The sequence below is a fragment of the Paenibacillus sp. NPDC058174 genome (assembly GCF_042883865.1).
Classification (GTDB): domain Bacteria; phylum Bacillota; class Bacilli; order Paenibacillales; family Paenibacillaceae; genus Pristimantibacillus.
Window position 1 is genome coordinate 150883 of record NZ_JBHVUY010000005.1, and the last position, 20724, is coordinate 171606.

12 protein-coding genes are annotated in these 20724 nt (G+C 45.6%); 8 read left to right on the forward strand and 4 right to left on the reverse strand.

Going from position 1 to position 20724, the window contains the following annotated elements; genetic code table 11:
* The first annotated feature begins 326 nt into the window (after positions 1–326).
* From ACFVVF_RS22660 to ACFVVF_RS22680, 5 genes are all read left to right on the forward strand, one after another.
* Positions 327–1415 (forward strand): ABC-three component system protein, encoded by a 1089-nt coding sequence (locus tag ACFVVF_RS22660; protein WP_387814526.1) that lies wholly within the window; start codon positions 327–329, stop codon positions 1413–1415.
* On the forward strand, positions 1402–1896 hold the full coding sequence (locus ACFVVF_RS22665) for an ABC-three component system middle component 2 (RefSeq protein ID WP_387814528.1): 495 nt from the start codon (positions 1402–1404) through the stop codon (positions 1894–1896). Before ACFVVF_RS22660 ends, ACFVVF_RS22665 begins: the two co-directional genes overlap by 14 nt.
* On the forward strand, positions 1889–3742 hold the full coding sequence (locus tag ACFVVF_RS22670; RefSeq protein ID WP_387814530.1) for a hypothetical protein: 1854 nt from the start codon (positions 1889–1891) through the stop codon (positions 3740–3742). Before ACFVVF_RS22665 ends, ACFVVF_RS22670 begins: the two co-directional genes overlap by 8 nt.
* A 370-nt stretch (positions 3743–4112) precedes the next feature.
* Positions 4113–6212 (forward strand): sensor histidine kinase, encoded by a 2100-nt coding sequence (locus ACFVVF_RS22675; protein WP_387814531.1) that lies wholly within the window; start codon positions 4113–4115, stop codon positions 6210–6212.
* Positions 6213–6923: a response regulator transcription factor gene (locus ACFVVF_RS22680; protein ID WP_387814533.1), complete on the forward strand. Its 711-nt coding sequence runs from the start codon at positions 6213–6215 to the stop codon at positions 6921–6923.
* A 45-nt stretch (positions 6924–6968) separates the two neighbouring features.
* On the opposite strand, the gene ACFVVF_RS22685 is transcribed toward ACFVVF_RS22680, so the two are convergent.
* Both ACFVVF_RS22685 and ACFVVF_RS22690 read right to left on the reverse strand, forming a co-directional pair.
* The gene (locus ACFVVF_RS22685) at positions 6969–8651 is read right to left on the reverse strand and encodes a chitobiase/beta-hexosaminidase C-terminal domain-containing protein (protein WP_387814535.1); all 1683 of its coding nucleotides are present in this window, start codon (positions 8649–8651) and stop codon (positions 6969–6971) included.
* A 347-nt stretch (positions 8652–8998) separates the two neighbouring features.
* Positions 8999–9754 carry an SDR family NAD(P)-dependent oxidoreductase gene (locus ACFVVF_RS22690; RefSeq protein ID WP_387814537.1) on the reverse strand — a complete coding sequence of 252 codons (756 nt, stop codon included), beginning with the start codon at positions 9752–9754 and terminating at the stop codon, positions 8999–9001.
* A 216-nt stretch (positions 9755–9970) separates the two neighbouring features.
* Here ACFVVF_RS22690 and ACFVVF_RS22695 point away from each other — a divergent pair, with 216 nt between their 5' ends.
* Complete coding sequence (locus ACFVVF_RS22695; RefSeq protein ID WP_387814539.1) at positions 9971–10858, forward strand: AraC family transcriptional regulator; 888 nt, start codon at positions 9971–9973, stop codon at positions 10856–10858.
* Between the two features lie 281 nt (positions 10859–11139).
* Positions 11140–12054, forward strand: a complete 915-nt coding sequence (locus ACFVVF_RS22700) for a phosphotransferase (RefSeq protein ID WP_387814541.1) — start codon at positions 11140–11142, stop codon at positions 12052–12054.
* Between the two features lie 544 nt (positions 12055–12598).
* Here ACFVVF_RS22700 and ACFVVF_RS22705 read toward each other — a convergent pair.
* Both ACFVVF_RS22705 and ACFVVF_RS22710 read right to left on the reverse strand, forming a co-directional pair.
* On the reverse strand, positions 12599–13747 hold the full coding sequence (locus ACFVVF_RS22705) for a response regulator (protein ID WP_387814543.1): 1149 nt from the start codon (positions 13745–13747) through the stop codon (positions 12599–12601).
* A complete protein-coding gene (locus ACFVVF_RS22710; RefSeq protein WP_387814545.1) occupies positions 13728–16787 on the reverse strand; it encodes a hybrid sensor histidine kinase/response regulator in 3060 nt (1019 codons plus the stop codon). Before ACFVVF_RS22710 ends, ACFVVF_RS22705 begins: the two co-directional genes overlap by 20 nt.
* A gap of 241 nt (positions 16788–17028) precedes the next feature.
* Between ACFVVF_RS22710 and ACFVVF_RS22715 the strand changes: the two genes are divergently transcribed.
* On the forward strand, positions 17029–20724 hold a 3696-nt coding region (locus ACFVVF_RS22715; RefSeq protein WP_387814547.1), incomplete at its 3' end, for an immunoglobulin-like domain-containing protein.

Sequence of the window (20724 nt, forward strand, 5' to 3'; positions counted from 1 at the left end):
GGCTGTATCAGTTTAAATAATAACGTTCCTTAGTATAGGAAAGAATTGTCTAGTTAATTGAAGGAATTTTGTTCAGTTTGATTTTAAACCCAGTTCATGGAACACGGAATCGGGAGATGAGATAATTTACTGAAGGAATATATTAACCAGTAATAATCGACCGGAGTAGCTTGTTTACAGGCTACTCCGTTTTTTTAAGACACATAGTGTTGAAAATCCTTTAGTTAATTTTCGATACAATGGATGTTACTTCCATGTCCTTATATGATAAAATTAGGAGTATAGTCTTAGGGAATATAGAATTACTAGAGCAGGGGGACTCAAAATTGGAAACTATTCCAGTAGCTCCACCGCGAGCATCTATTGATACTAGCCGAATATTTGACACTTCAATTGACCCATTAGTTCGTTTAAGAATTATTGAAGCTGGAGAATTTGAAGATATAGTTTGCGAATGGGCAGTAGGATATTTAATGCAATATGAAAATTATAAAAGTGTTGCTCAAATAGGTGGCTCTAAAGATTCCGGACGTGATATTGTAGCCTATTTAGATAATTCAATGCAAAGTTTTGATATTTTTCAGTGTAAAAGGTATAAAGACCCGCTTGCTCCATCTGGCTATATGAGTGAATTCGGAAAGCTCTGTTACTATACGATGATTGGAAAATACAATAGACCTCGAAAGTATTTTATTGTTGCAAGCAATGGTATTGGACAAGATTTAAGAGATTTGGTTGAACACCCATCAAAAATAAATAGAGAATTAATTGATACTTGGGATAAATACTGTGCAGGCAAAAGAAAAATATTATCTTCCGGATTACCTTTATCAGCTGAACTGAAAGTTTATATTGAACAGTTTGACTTCTCTATTGTGTCTGAGATTTCACCTGCGACTCTTATAGAACAATTCGCTAAAACTAGATGGTATAAATATCATTTTGGTGGAGGTCTGAAGCAGCGTCCTAAAGTAAACAAGCCTCAAGAAGATATTGAGGATGAGGAATTAAGAATGCAATATGTTGATCAATTATTACAGGTATATTCCAAACATGAAAATACATCAATAAATAATATTGAGATACTTAAACTAAAGAAGAATTTACATCAGCACTTTAAACGTCAAAGAGAGTGTTTTCATAATGCACAGGCTTTAAAAAGATTTGCTCGAGATGAATTAATTAGTGATGATGCCTACGATGATGTAAAAAATCAAGTTCTTCATGGAGTTATAGCAACTTGTCAAATAGAATACGATACTGACTTGAAACGAGTAGATGAAACTGTCGGAAGATCCCAAATTCTTCCTATTAATAGTACTGAATTAGGAGCTATTAATATATTAGAGAAAAGCGGTATCTGCCACGAACTGGTTAATGATGAGGAGTTGCAGTGGATCTATGATAGCGAATAAAATTAGAATATTTAACTCTCCTGAGGAAGTCGGTGTAAGAGCACTATTTATTTTATCATTATGTGAAAAGCGAATGAGTTCCCAGCGAATTATGTACTATGATTATTTTATTTTACATTTAAAAGACATTGATGAAGCTCATAGAAGTTTACATCCAGACAATCCCAATCATTCTTCCGAAATTGCAGTTAGGAGAAATATTATTAATAAAGGACTTGGACTTATGGTTTCTAAGGGATTAATGGACATTAAGTATACAAAGACAGGGGTTTATTATCAGAAAAACAGAGTAACTGATCCATTTATTGGCCTATTTTGTAATGGGTATGTTGAGTTGTTAAAGAAAAATATTGTAGTAGTAAATGAAAAATTCTTGAACTATTCTGATGCTCAAATGTATAAATACATAAATAAGAATATAGGTTCATGGATAGGTGAATTTGAAAAAGAGTATAACTCGGTAGGTGACTTCATTGAGTGAATTTGGTCTAATTATTAGAAAACTCGTACTTCAAGGAATAGGTAAAAGAGATGCGATACTAACTTTCAATGATGGATTAAATATTATTGCAGGAGCATCAGATACCGGAAAATCGTTTGCATTTGGATGTATCAATTATATACTGGGTGGAAGTGAGCTTCCAGAGAAGCCTGAAGAGTCAATAGGATATAATAATGTACTGTTGGAATTTATAGACAAGAAGTCTAAACAAATAATTACTTTGAAAAGAAGTTTAAATGAAAATGAGAAAACTAATATATTTATGTATCATTCAGATATTGACCATATTGATGATGTCTCGGAGAATGTTTTATCAAGTGATTCAAAAGCTAAAAAAAGCTTATCATCTAAACTACTGAGTCTTATTGATTGTAGGTATGAAAATGTTTTAAAATCAACAACTAAAGGTGAAACCGAAGCGTTTACATTCAGAAAATTTGTCCCGTTAATGATGTTGAATGAATCGAGAATAGTGCAGAGTAATTCAGCTGTTTTTCTAGGAGATACAACACGTGATGCAAAATCTACTAAAGAAACAGCAACCTTCTTCACATTACTTACTGGAAATGATTATAAAAAATATGTCAAATCTGAAAGTGTTGAAGTAAAGAAAGCACAGCTTAGAGGAAGAATTGAGGAGTTAACGTTTTTAAGCAATGAATTAAGGGTAGAGATTTCTCGATTAGAGGAATCTTTAGAGGAAAAAAGTGTGGGGAATGTTGATCGAAGAATTAAAGAGATAGAGCTTTTAATAAAAGAAAATAAAGCACAAGTGGAAGAACAGGAAAACAAGCACAGATTATTAATCGACGAATATCGTGTTTTATCAAACGAAAAGGCACGAATCAAGGATAATTTAATAAAGTTTAGAATGTTAAAAAAGAACTACGAATCAGATATTGAAAGATTGGATTTTATTGATCAGTCTCACAATTATATTGACCAACTTACAGATATAATTTGTCCTGTTTGTAGTACGCAAATAGAAAATGAAAATCAGCCAAAGGAAATCTACTATATTGCTATCAATAAAGAGAAACAGAAATTGAATTCACATTTGTCAGACTTAGACGAGACGATATCAGATTTTGAAGATGATTTATTAGAGAATGATGTGCTAATGCAAAAGAAACAAACTTCAATTAATGAATTAGAAGGTTTGTTGAGGACACAATCAACGTTTATTTCCTCTGAGATATCTGATTATGAAAAGTATTTAAAAGTAAGGGACCATGTTATTGATGTTCAAAAAGGAAAAAATAAGTTATCTGAAATGAATGCTCGTATTATTAAGCTCAATGCTACAATTGAAAAAACAAAATCTAATGTAAGTAAAGCTGAAATTAACAAATTATCTGATGAACTATTAATTGAATTCTGCAGTATTATAGAGATGTTTCTTGAAAAATGGAGTTTTATCAATGATAAAGATGATGTCCAATTTAACAATAAAAAAACTGATGTTATTGTAGCAGGGAAAACCAAAGCTTCCTATGGAAAAGGAGCTAGGGCAATAATTAACTCTGCATTTATTTTAGCTATTATGGACTATTGTACTAATCGTGGACTCCCACACCCAGGCTTTGTTATTTTAGATTCTCCATTAACGACATATAAGGAACGTGATAAAATCCAAAATGCAAAAAATGAAGATGTAAATACAAGCGTAAAAGAATCTTTTTTCAAACACTTAGCAAAATATTCAAATAAGTATCAGGTTATAATTTTAGATAATGAATTACCACCAAGTGATTTGAAGGATATTACATATCACCACTTGACAGGCAACAAGGAAATAGAGCGCACCGGTTTTATCCCTAATTAACTTCTAAAAAATCATTAATTGTGAACGGCTGTAAAGCAGCTTTAACATCCATTCTTTGGTTAACATATATCTATCAGTCTGTTGTAATAAAGCATCTTCCTAGGTAACATGTAACAAACGTATTCCTTGAGAGTTTTTTACACCGTTCTCTTTGTGTTTGCACGTTAATGAACCGTCCGGGGGGACGGTTTTTCTTTTTTTCAAAAAGGACCTCAGTGTTGTTTGCGTTCAACGGCCCCGCTGATATTTGCAGGGTACATTTTCCTTTAATGATGATATTATTTAGTTAATCAACTTACTTATTGCGCTCTTGTAGATTGGGGTAGGGTTCATAATGAGGGGAATTCTCCGAATCGGTTCTCGCACTATCTTGCTTTATATAGCTGCTGCCGTTGTTGTTGGTTTGGTTGCAAGCTATGCCGTCATCTCTGCATCGGATTCCCCTAAGATCGAAAGTAAAGAAGGCATTCTGGATCTAACGCATGTTCATGTCAGTAAGAATCCGTTAAAGTTACAAGGGGAGTGGGCGTTCTACTGGCAAGAGCTGCTGTCACCAGAGGACATACAGATTCGTTCGGTCAGGGAAGGAAATCAGGACCGCTGGATCAGCATCCCGGGCTCCTGGCTAGGCTATCGGTTGGATGGTCAGCAGTTGAACGGTACAGGCTTTGCAACCTTTCGGGTGGTCATTGAGCTTAGCGAGCAGGATCGGAACGAGCGGCTTGCTTTGCGGCTGCCTACCATTTTTCATGCGTATAAATTATGGGTTAATGGTGAGTTGTTGGAAGAAGTTGGTGTAGTTGGTCAGGACAAAAGTGGCGTGACTCCGCATCTGGAAACGAAGCTAGTGTTCTTCCAGCCCGAGAATGACAGAGTGGAGCTGGTTATGCAAGTCGCCAACTTTCATCATAAGCGTGGCGGTATCACCAAGTATATAGAGCTCGGCGGCAGTGATCTGTTAGCGGTCAGGACCAATCTGAGAATCGCTGCTGAAATGTTCATCACCGCAAGCCTGCTAGTGATTGGCGTGTATCACCTGCTGTTGTTCATCCTGCGACGCAAAGACAGGGCTCCATTGTATTTTGGTCTGTTCACCCTGTTGTTCGGTATCCGGTCGTTGCTGGTCGGCGAGCTATTGCTCACACAATTGTGGCCAGCTTTTCCATGGGGCTTGCAGTTCAAGCTCGAGTACCTGATTCTGTGCAGCAGTGGATACATCATCACGAAGTACTTTGATTGCATCTTTCCCAATTATGTGTCGCGTTGGTTTCAGCTTGGCTCGCGGATTGTAACCAGTGCATTCTGTATCGTTGTTGCGGTGACCCCTGCGCTTATATATACAAAATTATTACTGATGATCGGTGTGATGGTTGTTTTCCATATGATTTATCTGATGGTTGGATTGGCCCGAGTGGCTACGCAGCGTATGGAGGGAGCGCTGATCTTCCTGCTGGTGTCGGTGGTTGCGTTAGTTACGGTCATCAACGATTTTTTATATTACAACGAATGGTCACTGATTGGAAATACATCTCCCCTTGGACTGTTGGTATTTACGATCGCACAGATGATTCTGCTCTCTTTAAGATTTACGAGGGCGGCATCGAACGAGGAGAGGAATGCACGAGAGCTGCAGGACGTTAACAACAAGCTGATTGAATTGAATATGAATTTAGAGAGGACCGTGCAGGAACGCACACAGGCCTTATCAGCAGCTCATGATGATCTCCGCACTTCGTATGACCGGTTGCTTCACTCCGAGCAAGGGAGAAAGAAGCTCCTTGCCTATATTACACATGATCTGCGTATGCCGCTGTCCAGCATGCTTGGTTATGTAGAAGCTGTGCAGGACAGGGTCAAGCCGGAACGTAATGAACAGTACTTGAAGTACATCCAGGAAAATACGATAAGGATTAACCGCATGATCGAGGAGTTGAGCTTCTTGTCGCATTTGGAGACGGGACAAGTCTCGTACCGAATGGAGCCGGTTCATGTGATTCACTTCTTGCGTGGTTTTTTTGAACAATATGAGCTGGTTGTGCGTGACGCAGGGCTCCATTTCATGCTGGATATTGGAGATGCGGAAGATCAACGGCTTAATTTGCCTATTGTCGAGATGGATGCGCCAAGATTAGAGCAGGCTTTGTTTAATCTGGTGTCGAACGCGATGAAGTTCACCTCTAGAGGTGGGCTGGTGCGTATTGCGCTAGCTGTGGACGAGGTGGATGATACCCGCTATGCGATTATTAGCGTACAAGATTCAGGCACGGGTATTCCTTCAGATCAGCTCAAGCAAATCTTCGATCGCAATTACAAGTATGATCGGCCGGGCGTGGAGAACGGAATAGAGGGCAGCGGGCTCGGGCTGGCGATTTGCAGGGAAATCGTACAAGCGCATAGAGGGACAGTTCGAGCGGAGAGCGACGGCACGACCGGGTCGGTATTCTATGTATCGCTTCCTTGTGTGTTGTAAATGAAGAAAGGTGACGATGTGGTGGACACGCACAAAATATTGATCGTCGATGATGATCCCCATATATGCGAGATTATTCAGGTGTATTGCGAAAGGGAGGGTTTCATATCCTCCTACAGTCATAGCGGGACAGAAGCCATGAAGCTACTTGCGTCTTTCGAGCCGGATTTAATTGTTCTGGATGTACTGCTAGCTAATGAAAACGGTATTGATTGGTGTATGAATGCACGCAGCTATACGAATGCACCGATCGTGTTTCTGAGCAGTCTGGAGGAAGACGAGGTGAAAATCAGTGCATTATCCTATGGCGGTGATGATTATGTGACCAAGCCGTTCAGTCCGGGAGTACTCATGGCCAAGATCAAGGCGCACCTTCGCAGGTTGTCAAAGGGCAGAAGGGAACAGCTGCTGGAGTTGCCGGGTTTGACGCTGGATTTCTACGCACAGTCCGTCATCATAGGCAGTGAAACCATCTTCTTATCGAAAAAAGAGTTCAGTCTACTGTCCTATATGGCCCAAAACGTGAATCGTGTCGTCAGTGTCGATGCTTTGTTTCAGCTCATCTGGGGAATGGAGAGTCTGGAGGATACGAGAACGGTTGCTGTACACATCAGTAATTTACGTAAAAAAATCGAGGCTGACCCTGCCAATCCTGAGATAATTATTACAATTCGGGGGAGCGGATATATGCTGGCTGCCATGAAAAAATAGCGGGCAGGGATTACTTCCCGTGCGCCGCTATTTTTCTAGAGTAAGCTATACGATTAAGAAAAGGTCAACAACGTCCTGAATATCTTGTTTCGTAGACATCGGTGTTCCAAAAGGATTGTTCCTAGACTCCTGATAAGCCAAACTAAGCTCGTCTAAGATAGCGTCTAAATTAGCAGCATCCACACCGGTGATACCGGCGCGAGCGAATATTTCTACTGTAGGGGCAGATCCTCCGCTGAAAGAATTTAAGAAGGCATAGATTGCAGCTACATTAATAGTCTCATCTACAATCGTTTGAATTTCGAGCAATGATTTTGGAAGTGCTGTTGAAGGGTAATCATAGTCTTGCAATACGCCTTGGATACCGTATAGGTTCTCAGATGTGACCCCCGTAATTCCCGCATCGGTAAAAGTCGTCTCAGTAACTCCCGTCCATACACCCGAAGCCGATGCTTCATTGATTAAATCTAGTGACATTTTGGATAATGAAGGCGTGATATTACCCGTATATTGCATGGTTGCTGTTGCCGGAGGCGTTGCAGAATCCGTCGCGCCGATCGTAAAGTGGTATGCACCGCTTACGCTTGGCGTTCCGGTAATCGCTCCCGTGCTTGGATTCAAAGTCAGCCCCGCAGGCAGTGTTCCATTCGTCACTGCATAAGTAACGGTCCCCGTTCCTCCGGAAAGCTTGGCTACGCTGCTGTTGTAAGGTTGATCTTGGGTCAAGGGGGAAATCGATTCTGGCAAAACGATTGGCATCGCGACCGTATATTCGAATATCGCAACTGAGCTATTCTTCGAGCCAGGCTTAACGGCGATGGCTTTGATCGTTGTACTGCTCGTGATGATGATCAGTCCCGTATACGGCGTGCTGGACGTGGTCGGCTCGCTGAGATCCGTCGTGTAGTATATAGCAGCGGATGCGGTCGCCGAAGTCAGAGTAACATGCGTTCCCGAAGTCACCGCGCCGCCTGCAGGAAGTGCCATAGGAGTCTCAACGGTAGCCTGTACGGGCTGCGGAGCTGGAGAACCAGTCTGCCCTTGCTGCTTTTTCTTTTCTTCTTCCTCTTTCTTCTTTTGTTCTGCCTGTGCTTCCAATTGACCCTTGGCTTCATAGGAGCCTGTAACAAGCAGATCGCGCGTTGCGTTGACTTGACCGCCGAACTTTCCGTCTGCTCCGTTCTCCAACAATTTTAGTTCCAACGCAAGAGCGACATAACCCTGCGCCCAGTTGGATACCGTATTATCGTTTCTAGTCTTCGCCTTTGCTTCCGCGTCCTGGTCTATTAGTCTGACCAAGAATGTGGCCAACTGCTCTTTGGTTACTTTGCCGGCCGGATTATATTTGCCTTCGCCAGAGCCATTCGTAATTCCAGCAGATTTAAGTGCTTCAATGTAGGGCAGCGCATAACCGCTCGGGCCATCCGCCTTGACGTCGCTGAAACTGGATGTCTTCAAATCTTTATCGACTTCAAGGCCCTTAGTCAATGCCGCAACCTTTGCGAACTGGGCTCGGTTCATTTCCTCTTTGAGTCCGAATGTGCCCTCGCTCACACCGTCGAATACACCAGCGCTTATCATCTTGTCGAACTTGGCTTTCGTTGCAGCATCCAGATCCTTCAAATCCGTAAAGTCAGCTGAAGATTTCGTTGTACCTGCTGCAAAGCTAACGGGAAAATGAAAGCACAGCAGCACTGCCATCAATAATCCGACTACTTTTTTCCTCATCGTTTGTCCCCCTGAAGTATGATATCGATTTTCCTCCTCGATCTTATCATGGTTGGTTAGTCTATCTATGAAACATAAAGAAAACTTTAAGATCGCGCTCGAGATAACGCTTTGTTAGTAAATTAAGCGCATTGATAATATAAATGATCTTGTTCATGTAGCTAGCGTGTCGGTTGTTTTCATAGTTATATTTTAGTATTTTGGGCTGCGCGGGAGTCATAATGTAAAATAGCGGCGCAAGGGGCAGTTCCCTTACGCCGCTATTTTTCTAGAATAATTCATATACTTTTCCAACCAACTGGTTACGGCAGCTTGATGATCGTTATCGGTTTTTCATATGGAGGTTCTTAAAGCAAATGTCCGCCGGACACTTCAACATCTTGGGCTGTAACCCAACTGAAATCATCGGACAATAAATTCACAATGACCTTGGCAAGATCTTCGGGTTGGCCGATTCTTCCAAATACAGATTGCTCAGCCAACGGCTTAATGAATTCAGGATGTTTATCGAATACTCCATCGCCAAAATTGCTTTGCGTAGGACCGGGCGAAACTGCGTTGACTCGAATTTGCCGAGGTGCAAGTTCTTTAGCGATGTAGCGAGTCCAAGTTGAGAATGCCGCTTTTAACGAGCCGTAGACAGAGTAGCCTGGGAATGATTGGCTTTTGGATGAGCTCGTGGTATTTACGATGGATCCGGCATCATTCATGAATCCGACAAGCTGTTGTGTCAAGAAAATTGGTCCCTTGAAGTTGGTATTCATAATCTTGTCAAAGTATTCTTCGCTCATCTCAGTCAACATCATTGGCCCACCGACACCGCCATTATTAACCAAGTAATCAAAAGTCGTTGTATTCCAAATGTCTTTGAGGCTCTTTTTCACTTCTACAACAAAAGCTTCGAAGGTGGATAGTTGAGTCAAATCCAGCTTTAGTGCGACTGCCCGAACTCCTTGATTGTTCTCAATTTCCTTAACGACAGCCTCTGCCCTGTCTTTATAGGAATTATAGGTGAGAATGACGCTAATTCCACGCTTGCCAAGCTCAAGAGCCGTCGCTTTTCCAATGCCATTACTTCCGCCAGTTACAATTGCAATTTTCATAGGATCCTCCTTAATAATGCGTTCGATCTGATTTCATTTTAGTCGCATCTGCTGAAACAATATAGATCTAATAATGCCTTTTGATTGCCTAAAAGAACCACGACAATTTAGGTTAACTTGAATTATCCTTTATATATGGCACATGAAGAGCCTAAAAATGCCGAGACATTTCAAAGATGTGTTGAGGGGTAAGAAGTCATATGATAAAATAAGTGCATGAATAAAATCCTTGATGAAATCATTGATCTAATGAAAGGCGCAGACACTCGACAAATCGAAACTGGAGTGCCTGGGCTAAGTATGATTAAGGGAGACATTCCCGCACATCAACTCACAGCGCTTTACGAGCCGATGATAGGCTTTACGGTTCAAGGAACAAAGATCCTTTCTATCGGGGAGCGTAGCACTAACCTGAATGGGCCATCCTATTTCGTGTTACCGGTACATGTTCCTGCCACCGGGAGTGTACATCCAGATCGCGATGGTCGTCCTTACATGTCCCTTGGTCTTAAGTTGAATCAGAATGTTCTTCAGAGTTTGTTAAGGGATCTTCCTGACAATCTAATACCAACTGCTTCAGAGCATTTCGCAGCTTGTGAAATGGACGTTGAATTGATGGAAGCGTGGCTGCGCTTATTGCGATTATCCAAAACAACAAGAGATATTCCAGCGCTTGCACCGGCTTACGAGCGTGAAATCCTTTATCGCGTCCTAATGGGACCACAAGGATGGCATCTGAGGCAATTTGGTCTGCGGGAAAGCAATTTATCCAAGATTTCTCAGGTTATAAAATGGTTTCGTAATAATTTTACGAGGCCAATAGAGATTGGTGAGATGGCGTCGAAATCGGGTATGGCTATTAATACCTTCCATCGTCAGTTTAAAAAGGCAACGGGTTTGAGCCCTATTCAATTTCAAAAGCAATTAAGGCTTATGGAGGCACGAAACCTCATTGCATTCGAGGGCTATCCAGTAGCCAGTGCCGCCTATCATGTTGGTTATCAGAGTCCCTCGCAGTTTAATCGAGAGTACTCCCGCTTTTTCGGTTCATCTCCAGCTCGGGACACTGAAAATCTCAGACAAATCGAAAGCACAAGGGATTAGATAGTTGGAGTCTTTTTTTGTACACTCCACACATGTGGAGTGCTTAATATTGATGATTCTGAAACAATAATTGAGATGTGACGGTGCGGCTCAAAGGCATTGATTGTAATGATATGATCGTATACGTTTAGGCACTGGCATTAAGCGAAACGGGCAGTTTAGCGGAACAAAACGGTTAGATAGTTCTCAAATATAATATTAAATCCATGGTATGATGTGGGAAATGGGTCAAGGTTAGGTGAGCAGATTTTCTATTTTTGCGAAGGATGCGATAAAAGGATATGGAAAGTTCGAATCAATGGGATGCAGAATGGGAAGTATCAGAAGAATTGGCTTATAAATTAATAAGTAGTCAGTTTCCGCAGTTAGCTACAAAAAGCGTAAAAAAACTAGGGCATGGCTGGGATAACACTGTTTTTCTTGTCGGGGCCGAATATGCATTTCGCTTTCCAAGAAGAGAAGTTGCAATTAATTCTTTAAGGATGGAAGGAAAGATACTGCCTAAGCTTAAAGATTATTTTTCCATTGCATATTCGATACCGCTATTTTTTGGGGAAGGGGATTATAATTATCCTGCACCCTTCCTAGGCTACCCCTATTTATTCGGAGAGTTTCCAATCGGAATAACTGACAAGCAACGAGCGCTATCAGCAACAACGCTCGCGCAATTTTTAAAAAGCTTACATGCATTCCCTGTGCAAATTGCCCAAGAAAATGGAGTTCAACATGACCATAGAAATCTGACTGATATTGCGATGCGTAAGGAGAAGATACATAAATTCATTTCCGATCTCGCCCTTCATTTCAGTGAAGAAGAATATCATGCAATATCAAATTATTTGGAACAGCTCAGAACTGAAAGAGTGAATCAAAAGTATGTTTTCCTTCATGGTGACCTTCATTTTAAAAATATACTGGTAGATGAGAATGGAAGAGTTTCAGGGATTATCGACTGGGGAGATATCAATATAGGACATCCTGCTTGTGATTTGAATGTTGTGTATAGCTTTTTACCTCCGGATGCGCGTTCTGACTTTTTCAAAGAATATGGGGATGTAGATGAAGAAACGAAGATCTTATCTCGATTAATTGCCATATATATTCCCATTTTGATAATGATGCAGGCAATTGATGATAAAGATGAAAGGTTGGTTGATGAAGCAAAAGCGAACATAAAACGTGCTCTTTCAGATTAAGAAATGTCATTCCGCTAACGAGGAACGAAAGTTGAAGAAATCGCCTTATCATAGGTGATCTTTTTCTTTATTTATCAAAAAAATTTACGATAATAGTGCCTTGATTCATCGCAATATTACGTACTCCAGTCATGTGGAGTGTGTAGTGTCGCTTATAAGAAAGTAATATTTATAGAGCTGCGTTTGAACGAAATAAGTGGAGGCTATGGCGCCCTGCACAATTATGGGAAATATCTTCGAAGCAAGACGTCACATTGAGAGGAAGAAAAAGGTGTCGGAATCTACCGCTATGATCTGCATCAGTGAGTCTGCTTCGTTCCCCGTCCGGTGCGGCTACCCGTGCGGAAATCGCAGCGATTTTGATGCGATTTTGGAATGGTAATAATCCCAGTTAGCGCACATATAAACACTTAGGCAACAAATAGAAGTGCCCCTTAGAATAGACATTGGACAGCTACTGCAGTTAATCCAATGATATTCTTGAGGGGCATTTTTCATGGCAATTAGAGGTCAGAATTTTCGGCATATTGCAAGCACTGCTCAGTCACTTTCGCTCAATACGTTTCAAGTTGTTGAACAAGCTCTTAGTTAGTTCGGACGGCTCGATCTGCAGCTCTTCCAACGACTGTTCCAGCAGCCGGTAAACATGGTACGCCTCATCGTGCTTGCCCATCGTTTGCAAGCCTTGCATCCGCAGCCGATACGATTCCTCGTTATACGGCGACTGTAGGCAGATTCGTTCCGCCAGCTCGATCGCCCTCTCGGCGTGCCCGTGATCCAAGTAAGCTTTGACCAGCGATAGGCGGCACTTCTCCACCGTATGGTCGAGCTCTTCCACGCTCTGCTTCGCCCACAAATAATCTTCGCCTTCTAACATCGGCCCGCGATACAGCTCAAGCAATTCCGACCATTCGTTCGGAGTCGTCTGCGGTTGCTGCTTCATCGCGGCAAGCTGATGCTGGAAAGTATGGACGTCGACCGTAACTCTGTTAAGGTTCAAATAATAGCGCTGGTCGTCGTACAATACAACGTCCTCGAGGCCGAACGATTTTATATTTCTGCGCAAATAGCTCACGCATGTGTGCAAGTATCCTTTGGCTTTTCGGTAATGCTCCTTCGACCACAGGTGTTCCAGAAAGACGTCCCGATGCGACCGGCTCTCCGCGTGTGCCGCTAAGTAGGCAAGCAGTTCTTTCTCCTTCGCCGTCCGCACCTTGAGCCGCTGTCCGTTCTCGTTCGTTACCTCGAATCCGCCAAACAGGCGGATATGCAGCTTCGGGAGCGGCGGGCTGGCGCTATCTGCCGTCGTCTGTGCTGCCATTGGGGCGATTTTGCCGAGTTTCTTGCTTATTCTGTTAATCGTCCTCGCCAAACGTTCAATTTCGAGCGGCTTCAAGATGTAGTCCAACGCTTCCTGCTCAAACGCCGATACCGCATAGCGGTCGTAGGCTGTGACGAAGACGATGTGCACGTTAGTAAACTCGTTGTTGATGACTTCCGCCAGCTCGACGCCGTTCATCCCGGGCATCTCGATGTCGAGGAATACCACGTCGGGCTTGGTCGTCCGCATGCTTTCGAGCGCTTCCGGAGCATTGTTCGCGCGACCGACAACCTCGACTCCGCCGATTTTTTCTATGAACAGCTCCAATATGTTGAGTGCATGCTCTTCGTCGTCAACCAATAACGCTCTCATCCGCAAGTCCCCTCCTCGGTGTCGTGGCAGTGCGGGCAGCCGGAAGCCAGATCGTCACTGTCGTTCCCGAACCTGGTTCGCTTTCAATAGCTGGCCGCTTGTCCGTCAAATGCGCGACTCTTCGCACAATATTGAGGAAGCCGATCCCTTGGTTATTTTGATTTCGATCGAAAGCCGCCTCGACCTGGGCGGGCGTCATGCCAACGCCATCGTCTTTCACAGTTATTTGCACGTATTCGCCTTCGCTGCGAATCGTCAGTCGAACGGTGCCGCCGCCTATCTTTTTGGAGATGCCGTGGCGTATCGCATTTTCCACTAGCGGCTCGATCGTAAGCGGCATGACTTGGCAATCGTACAGCTGCTTGTCCGCGTCGAGTTCAAAACGAATACGCTCGCCGAACCGGACTTTTTCGATATCGACATAAGCTTGTACGAGCTCCATTTCTTTGCGGATCGATACGGTCTCCTCGATATTGTCCAAATGGAAGATGATGCGCAAATATTTGCTGAATACGGCCAGCAGCTCCCCGGCTCGGGGCCCGTCCGTGTAGCAGAGGGACATGATCGTTCCGAGCGCGTTGTACAGGAAATGCGGCTTGATCTGCGACTGGAGGAATGCCATCTCATTCAATGCGGCTTCTTTGGCCAGACGCTTGATCGACAACAGCGTGCGCAGACGCATGCGAATTTCTCCGGCGTCGAGAGGCCTTGCGATGAAGTCGCTGACTCCCGAAGAAATGCCGGTCTCGATATCTGCAGGTGTATTGCGAGCGCTGATGAGCAGAACGGGCAGCTCCACGTGCGTGAAGTGATCGCGAATTTGGCGGCAGAGCTCATAGCCGTTCGCTTCCGGCAGCATAACATCAAGAAGCACAATATCGGGTCTGCTCGCACGCGTGACAAGCGTCCATGCTTCCCTGTCCGAGGAAGCGGCGGTTACCGCGTATCCGTCCATCTCAAGCATGCCGTACAGTTGTTCCAGATTAAGCGGGTCGGCGGAAGCAATCAACACCCTGGGGGCACCGTCGTCAGCCGAAATCCGTGAGGTCTGCGGCGACGATTGCGAGGAGGCGGCGATCTGCCGCCTGGTTGTATCTTCCTCCCCGGCTGCCGGCATGAACAAACGAATGCACCCTGCATCCTCGGGGCGTTCAAAACGTCCGTTCATCCGCAGGATCAATTCGCTCGCAATCGACAGCCCGATCGCCACTCCGGCGTCTTCATCTGGCGCGCTGTCTTCGCCAGGTATCGCTTCGCTTCTAGCGGTGGGCTCGCAGGCGATTTCGATGACGATCGCACCTTGTTCTCTTCTGCTGCCGATGACAATCTCCCCATCCTGCACACGCATCAAGCAATAATCGATCGCGTTATAGAGCACTTGCATCAGCCGGATTTCATCGGCAACGATATAGCGGGCGTCCGGCGCGATGGAGGAAGCGAACGTCGCGTTCCGCCCTTTGGCGAGAAACCCGAACACTTCGATGATGACCGAGACGCACGTGACGAGATCGACTTGCCGAAGCTCTAACTGTAATCGGTCTTCTTTAAGCTTGGCGGCGTCGATGAGATCCTTTACCAAATTGGACATGCGATAGGCGGTGCTGCGAATCAAGCGAAGCCGCTCTTTGATCGTTTCCTCGTTCGATTTGTGAAATTTCTCCTCAAGAGCGGTTTGGGCTAAGTTGATGATTCCGTGCAGTGGCGTATTGAGCTCATGGGAAGTAAGCAGCAGAAATTCATCCTTCATCCGGTCGGCTATTTGCAACTTTTGCGTCAGTTGTCGCATCGACGAGTAAGCGATGAAGTATTGGCGCGCCAGCATGATGACGATAAGTACGGAAACCACAATGATATTGAAGTTCGTTACTGCGTTCGAGGTCATATTTTCATTGCTCATCACGACGCTCACCTCGGTAAGCAGCAATGCATAAACAGCAGCTCCAAAAAGCTGGAACCCTCGCTTGTCGAGCGTTCCGAATCGTCCGGCGACATACGCGAACGTGAGGAAGACGATGAGGAGCGCATATGACAGCAGGATACCCGCATAGCTAACTTCCTGCAATTGCGAATAGACGTGAAACGGCAAGACGACGATCCCGGCGCAATAAACGGCGTAAACTAACGATATCGCAAGGAAAGGCTTGCGGAGCAAGGATTTCTCGAACATGATCGATACAATCCAGAAGAGCAGCACCGGTCTCAAATACATGGACATGTTCTTGATTTTGAAGGCCAACTCGAAAGGGATGTCCGGGAAAAGCTGCATGAACATGCGCTCGCCGTTCGTAATGATGACAATAGCGGAAACGAAGAAAAAAGCACCGAATACTAGCAGAAGACGGTTCTTATGAAGCCACATGTACAAAGAGAGAACGAATAGACTGAAAAATAGGGAGATGAACATTCCCGTCATTTCAAATGATGTTTGGACATTTTTATAGATGGCGATAGCAGTGGCCGGGCCGAAATAAAGCGAGTTGGCGATGCCGCCGCTCTTGTAATCGAAGTTGGACACTTGCAGCAAAATTTCGATCTCGTTGCGATTGGTATGGAAATAGACTGTATAGGGAACGTTTCGCGGCGAGTAGCGATCTCTTGATTCCCCAGTTTGGCCGGACTCTCCCATTAGCACGCCATCGATATAGAGTTTGTCGGCAAAACGAATGTAGTTTTTGGCTACGGCTAGTTGCTGTTCCGTTGTCTCGATCCCGATTAGTAGCCGGTACGTACCGAACCCCATGCCGCGCATCGAAATGCCGCTGTCCGTCTGTGTCTTCTCCCACTTGCCCGGTACCATCATATATCGTTTCTTGTTTGCTGCGCTCAAGATGTCGCCCGGTATTAGCAATTGGTTCGGATAAAATTCCCATTCGCCATTCAGCGGGACAATGGCGTGTTCATCGAAGTTCCACGCGCTTAGATCAAGGTAACCTTGTACCGCAACGGGAGCATTTTTGTTGGCTTGTGAGGACATCCAAATTACAAGCGCGACAGTCGCGGTCAATAAGAGAATCCACAATATAAATTTATCTCTGAACATTCGGTGCCTATGCCCCCCTAGCTACAAGCAATTATAGAGTAACAAAGCCCTCTTAACAAACGATTAATTCGATTGGATGCGGGGTGCGTTCGACAACGGAAGGTCTACGCTTTCTTCTTTTAAGTGAATGTTAAGCGGTCTCTGTTATGATCGCCTATATCCGGCAGGAAGCTTAAGCGCCTAGAGGTCTTACTATTGAATCTACTATGAAATGAAAAGAAAGGCGAGTGGATAAAAAACAATGATCAAACGTTGGATTTCTACTATCATCGTATTTTTTTTAATTGCGGCTACTCTTCCCGAGTATGCCTTAGCAGGTTCACTTGACAAATGGAATATTCAGAGTCCGCTGCCAACGGGCAATCAACTGAATAGCATCACTTATGGAAACAACATGTTTGTGGCCGTGGGGTTCCCTGGAACGATTGTCACTTCAAGCGACGGAACGAGCTGGACGAATCAAACGAGCGGCACTACGAGTCAACTGAACAGCATCGCTTATGGAAACAACATGTTTGTGGCGGTGGGGGCAACTGGAACGATATTAACCTCAAGCGACGGAACGAGCTGGACGAGCCGAACGAGCGGCATTGCGGCTATGTTGATCGGTGTCGCCTACGGCAATGGCATGTATGTGGCGGTGGGCGAAACTGGAACGATTGTGACTTCCAACGACGGAGTGAACTGGACGAGCCGAACGAGCGGTATTACGGATAATTTAAATGGCGTTACCTTCGGCAACAACACCTACGTGGCTGTGGGGAACTCGGGAAAGATTGTAACCTCTGTTAACGGGACGAACTGGATGAGCCGAACGAGCAATACTACGTATCATATAAGGTCCATCGCCTATAAAGTCGGCAAGTATGTGGCGGTGACACAGTCTGGACCGGTTGTACTCTCAAGCGACGGAATAAGCTGGATGCAAGAATCCAGCGGCACCACGAATGCTTATTTTAGTATCATTTATGCCAACAACACGTATGTGGCGGTGGGGAACTCCGGAAAGATTATAACGTCAAGCGACGGAACGAGCTGGACGAGCCAAACGAGCGGCATTGCGAGTAATCAAAATCTAAATGGCATCGCCTATGGAAATAGTACGTATGTAGCGGTGGGGACTAGCGGAAACATTTTAACCTCCAGTAACGGGGTGAACTGGACGAAGCAAAACAAAGGCACTACGATGGCAATATATGGCGTCGCCTACGGGTTAGGCAAATATGTGGCAGTGGGATTCTCTGGAGAAAGTATTGCCTCCAGCGATGGAGTGAACTGGATGAGCCCCACAAAAATCACTTCGGCTATGCTGAACAGTGTCACCTACGGAAGCAACATGTTCGTGGCGGCGGGATCCTCTGGGGGGATTTTTACCTCCAGTAACGGAACAAACTGGACGATGAGGACAAGCGGGACTTCGAGTGAACTACTAGGCGTCACCTATGGAAATGGCACGTATGTGGCCGTGGGTGCAGGCGGAAGGATTGTAACCTCCAGCAACGGGGTGAACTGGACGAGCCAAACGAGTAATACTACGGATTATCTAACTGGCGTCACCTACGGAAATGGCATGTATGTGGCGGTGGGGTATAACGGAACGATTGTAATCTCCAACGACGGAGTGAACTGGACGAAACAAACGAGCAATATTACGAATCATCTAACTGGCGTCACCTCTGGAAACAACACCTATGTGGCGGTGGGGAACACGGGGACGATTCTCGTCTCCGATGACGGAGCGAGCTGGACGAGCCGAACAAGCAATACTACGAATCACCTAAACAGTATCGTTTACGAGAATGGCACGTATGTGGCGGTGGGAAACTCGGGAACGATTTTAACCGCTAGCGATGAAGTCAGCTGCAACGCCGGAGTGAGCTGGGCGAGCTGGACGAGCCAACCGAGCGGCACTACGGGCCAACTAAGAAGTATTACGTATGGAAACGGCATGTTTGTGACGGCGGGTATGGGTGGAATCATAATGACAGGCGATATAGCGACACAAAATAGCGCCGTCAGTCCGAGCACGTGCAGTTTCGACAAGAACACGGCAGACACCTCGGCTGGACACTACCAAGATGTATCCGCGACGCTGACGCTGAATGGCAATACGCTGAGCAGTATCTCAAACGGCGCTGCCGTATTGGTGCTGAACACGGATTACACAATGTCTGGCAACACGGTGACAATCAAGAAAGAATATTTGGCGCAGCAGGCGCCCGGCACGACAACCTTGACGTTTAGCTTCAGCGCAGGCTATACGCAGACGCTGACAATAACGGTTAGCGATACGGGACCGCAGAACAGCACGATCAGCCCGAACACGGGCAGTTTTGACAAGAACACGGAAGACACCTCGACCGGACACTATCAAGATGTATCCACGACGCTGACGCTGAACGGCAACACGCTGAGCGGCATCGCGAATGGCGCGGCGGCGCTGTTGCTGGACACGGATTACACGGTGTCTGGCAGCACGGTGACGATCAAGAAAGAATACTTGGCGCAGCAGGCGCCCGGTATGACGATCTTGACGTTTATCTTCAGCGCAGGCCATACGCAGACGCTGAAGATAACGGTCAGCGATGCGACGATGACCGACGCGGAAGCCGTAGCCGCCGATAAGACGGCATTGACAGTCGGCTTTGAGAGCGGAGACAGTGCAACGAACGTGACGAAGGACCTGACGCTGCCTGCGGCGGGAATAAGCGGCACTACAATCAGTTGGTCTTCCAGCGATGCGACTGTTGTAGATGAAGACGGTAAGGTGACCCGTCCATCCTACACGGCAGGAAATAAAGAAGTAACGTTGACGGCAACCATCACAAAAGGTAGCGAAGTGGAGACCAAGATCTTCACGATCATGGTGAAGGCAAACTTGCCGACCGACGCGGAGGCTGTAGCCGCTGATAAGGCAACGTTGGAAGTAAGCTTTGGAAGCGGAGACAGTGCAACGAACGTGACGAAGGACCTGACGCTGCCTGCGGCGGGAGCAAGCGGCACGACGATCACTTGGTCGTCTAGCGATGCGACTGTTGTAGATGAAGACGGTAAGGTGACCCGTCCATCCTACACGGCGGGAGATAAAGAAGTAACGTTGACGGCAACGATTACGAAAGGCGGCGTAACGGAAACAAAGACGTTCACGGTAAAGGTAAAGGCAAGTTTGCCGACCGACGCGGAGGCTGTAGCCGACGACAAGGCTGCACTGGAAGTAAGCTTTGGAAGCGGCGACAGTGCAACGAACGTGACGAAGGACCTGACGCTGCCTACGGCGGGAGCAAGCGGCACGACAATTACTTGGTCTTCCAGCGATGCGACTGTTGTAGATGAAGACGGTAAGGTTACCCGTCCATCCTACACGGCGGGAGATAAAGACGTAACGTTGACGGCAACGATTACGAAAGGCGGCGTAACGGAAACAAAAACGTTCACGGTAATGGTAAAGGCAAGTTTGCCGACCGACGCAGAAGCTGTAGCCGACGACAAGGCTGCGCTGGAAGTAAGCTTTGGAAGCGGCGACAGTGCAACGAACGTGACGAAGGACCTGACACTGCCTGCGACGGGAGCAAGCGGCACGACGATCACTTGGTCTTCTAGCGATGCGACTGTTATAGATGAAGACGGTAAGGTGACCCGCCCATCCTACACGGCGGGAGATAAAGACGTAACACTGACGGCAACGATTACGAAAGGCGGCGTAACGGAAACAAAAACGTTCACGATAAAGGTAAAGGCAAGTTCGCTGACCGACGCGGAAGCTGTAGCCGACGACAAGGCAGCGCTGGAAGTAAGCTTTGGAAGCGGCGATAGTGCAACGAACGTGACGAAGGACCTGACGCTGCCTGCGGCGGGAGCAAGCGGCACGACGATTACTTGGTCTTCCAGCGATGCGACTGTTATAGATGAAGACGGTAAGGTGATCCGTCCATCCTAC

What these genes read in the sequence shown, in the direction of transcription:
- ACFVVF_RS22665 (WP_387814528.1), top strand. Translation starts at nt 1,402, where the DNA reads ATGATAGCGAATAAAATTAGAATATTTAACTCTCCTGAGGAAGTCGGT.
- ACFVVF_RS22680 (WP_387814533.1), top strand. Translation starts at nt 6,213, where the DNA reads ATGAAGAAAGGTGACGATGTGGTGGACACGCACAAAATATTGATCGTC.
- ACFVVF_RS22685 (WP_387814535.1), bottom strand. Translation starts at nt 8,651, where the DNA reads ATGAGGAAAAAAGTAGTCGGATTATTGATGGCAGTGCTGCTGTGCTTT.
- ACFVVF_RS22690 (WP_387814537.1), bottom strand. Translation starts at nt 9,754, where the DNA reads ATGAAAATTGCAATTGTAACTGGCGGAAGTAATGGCATTGGAAAAGCG.
- ACFVVF_RS22695 (WP_387814539.1), top strand. Translation starts at nt 9,971, where the DNA reads ATGAATAAAATCCTTGATGAAATCATTGATCTAATGAAAGGCGCAGAC.
- ACFVVF_RS22700 (WP_387814541.1), top strand. Translation starts at nt 11,140, where the DNA reads ATGGAAAGTTCGAATCAATGGGATGCAGAATGGGAAGTATCAGAAGAA.
- ACFVVF_RS22705 (WP_387814543.1), bottom strand. Translation starts at nt 13,747, where the DNA reads ATGAGAGCGTTATTGGTTGACGACGAAGAGCATGCACTCAACATATTG.
- ACFVVF_RS22710 (WP_387814545.1), bottom strand. Translation starts at nt 16,787, where the DNA reads ATGTTCAGAGATAAATTTATATTGTGGATTCTCTTATTGACCGCGACT.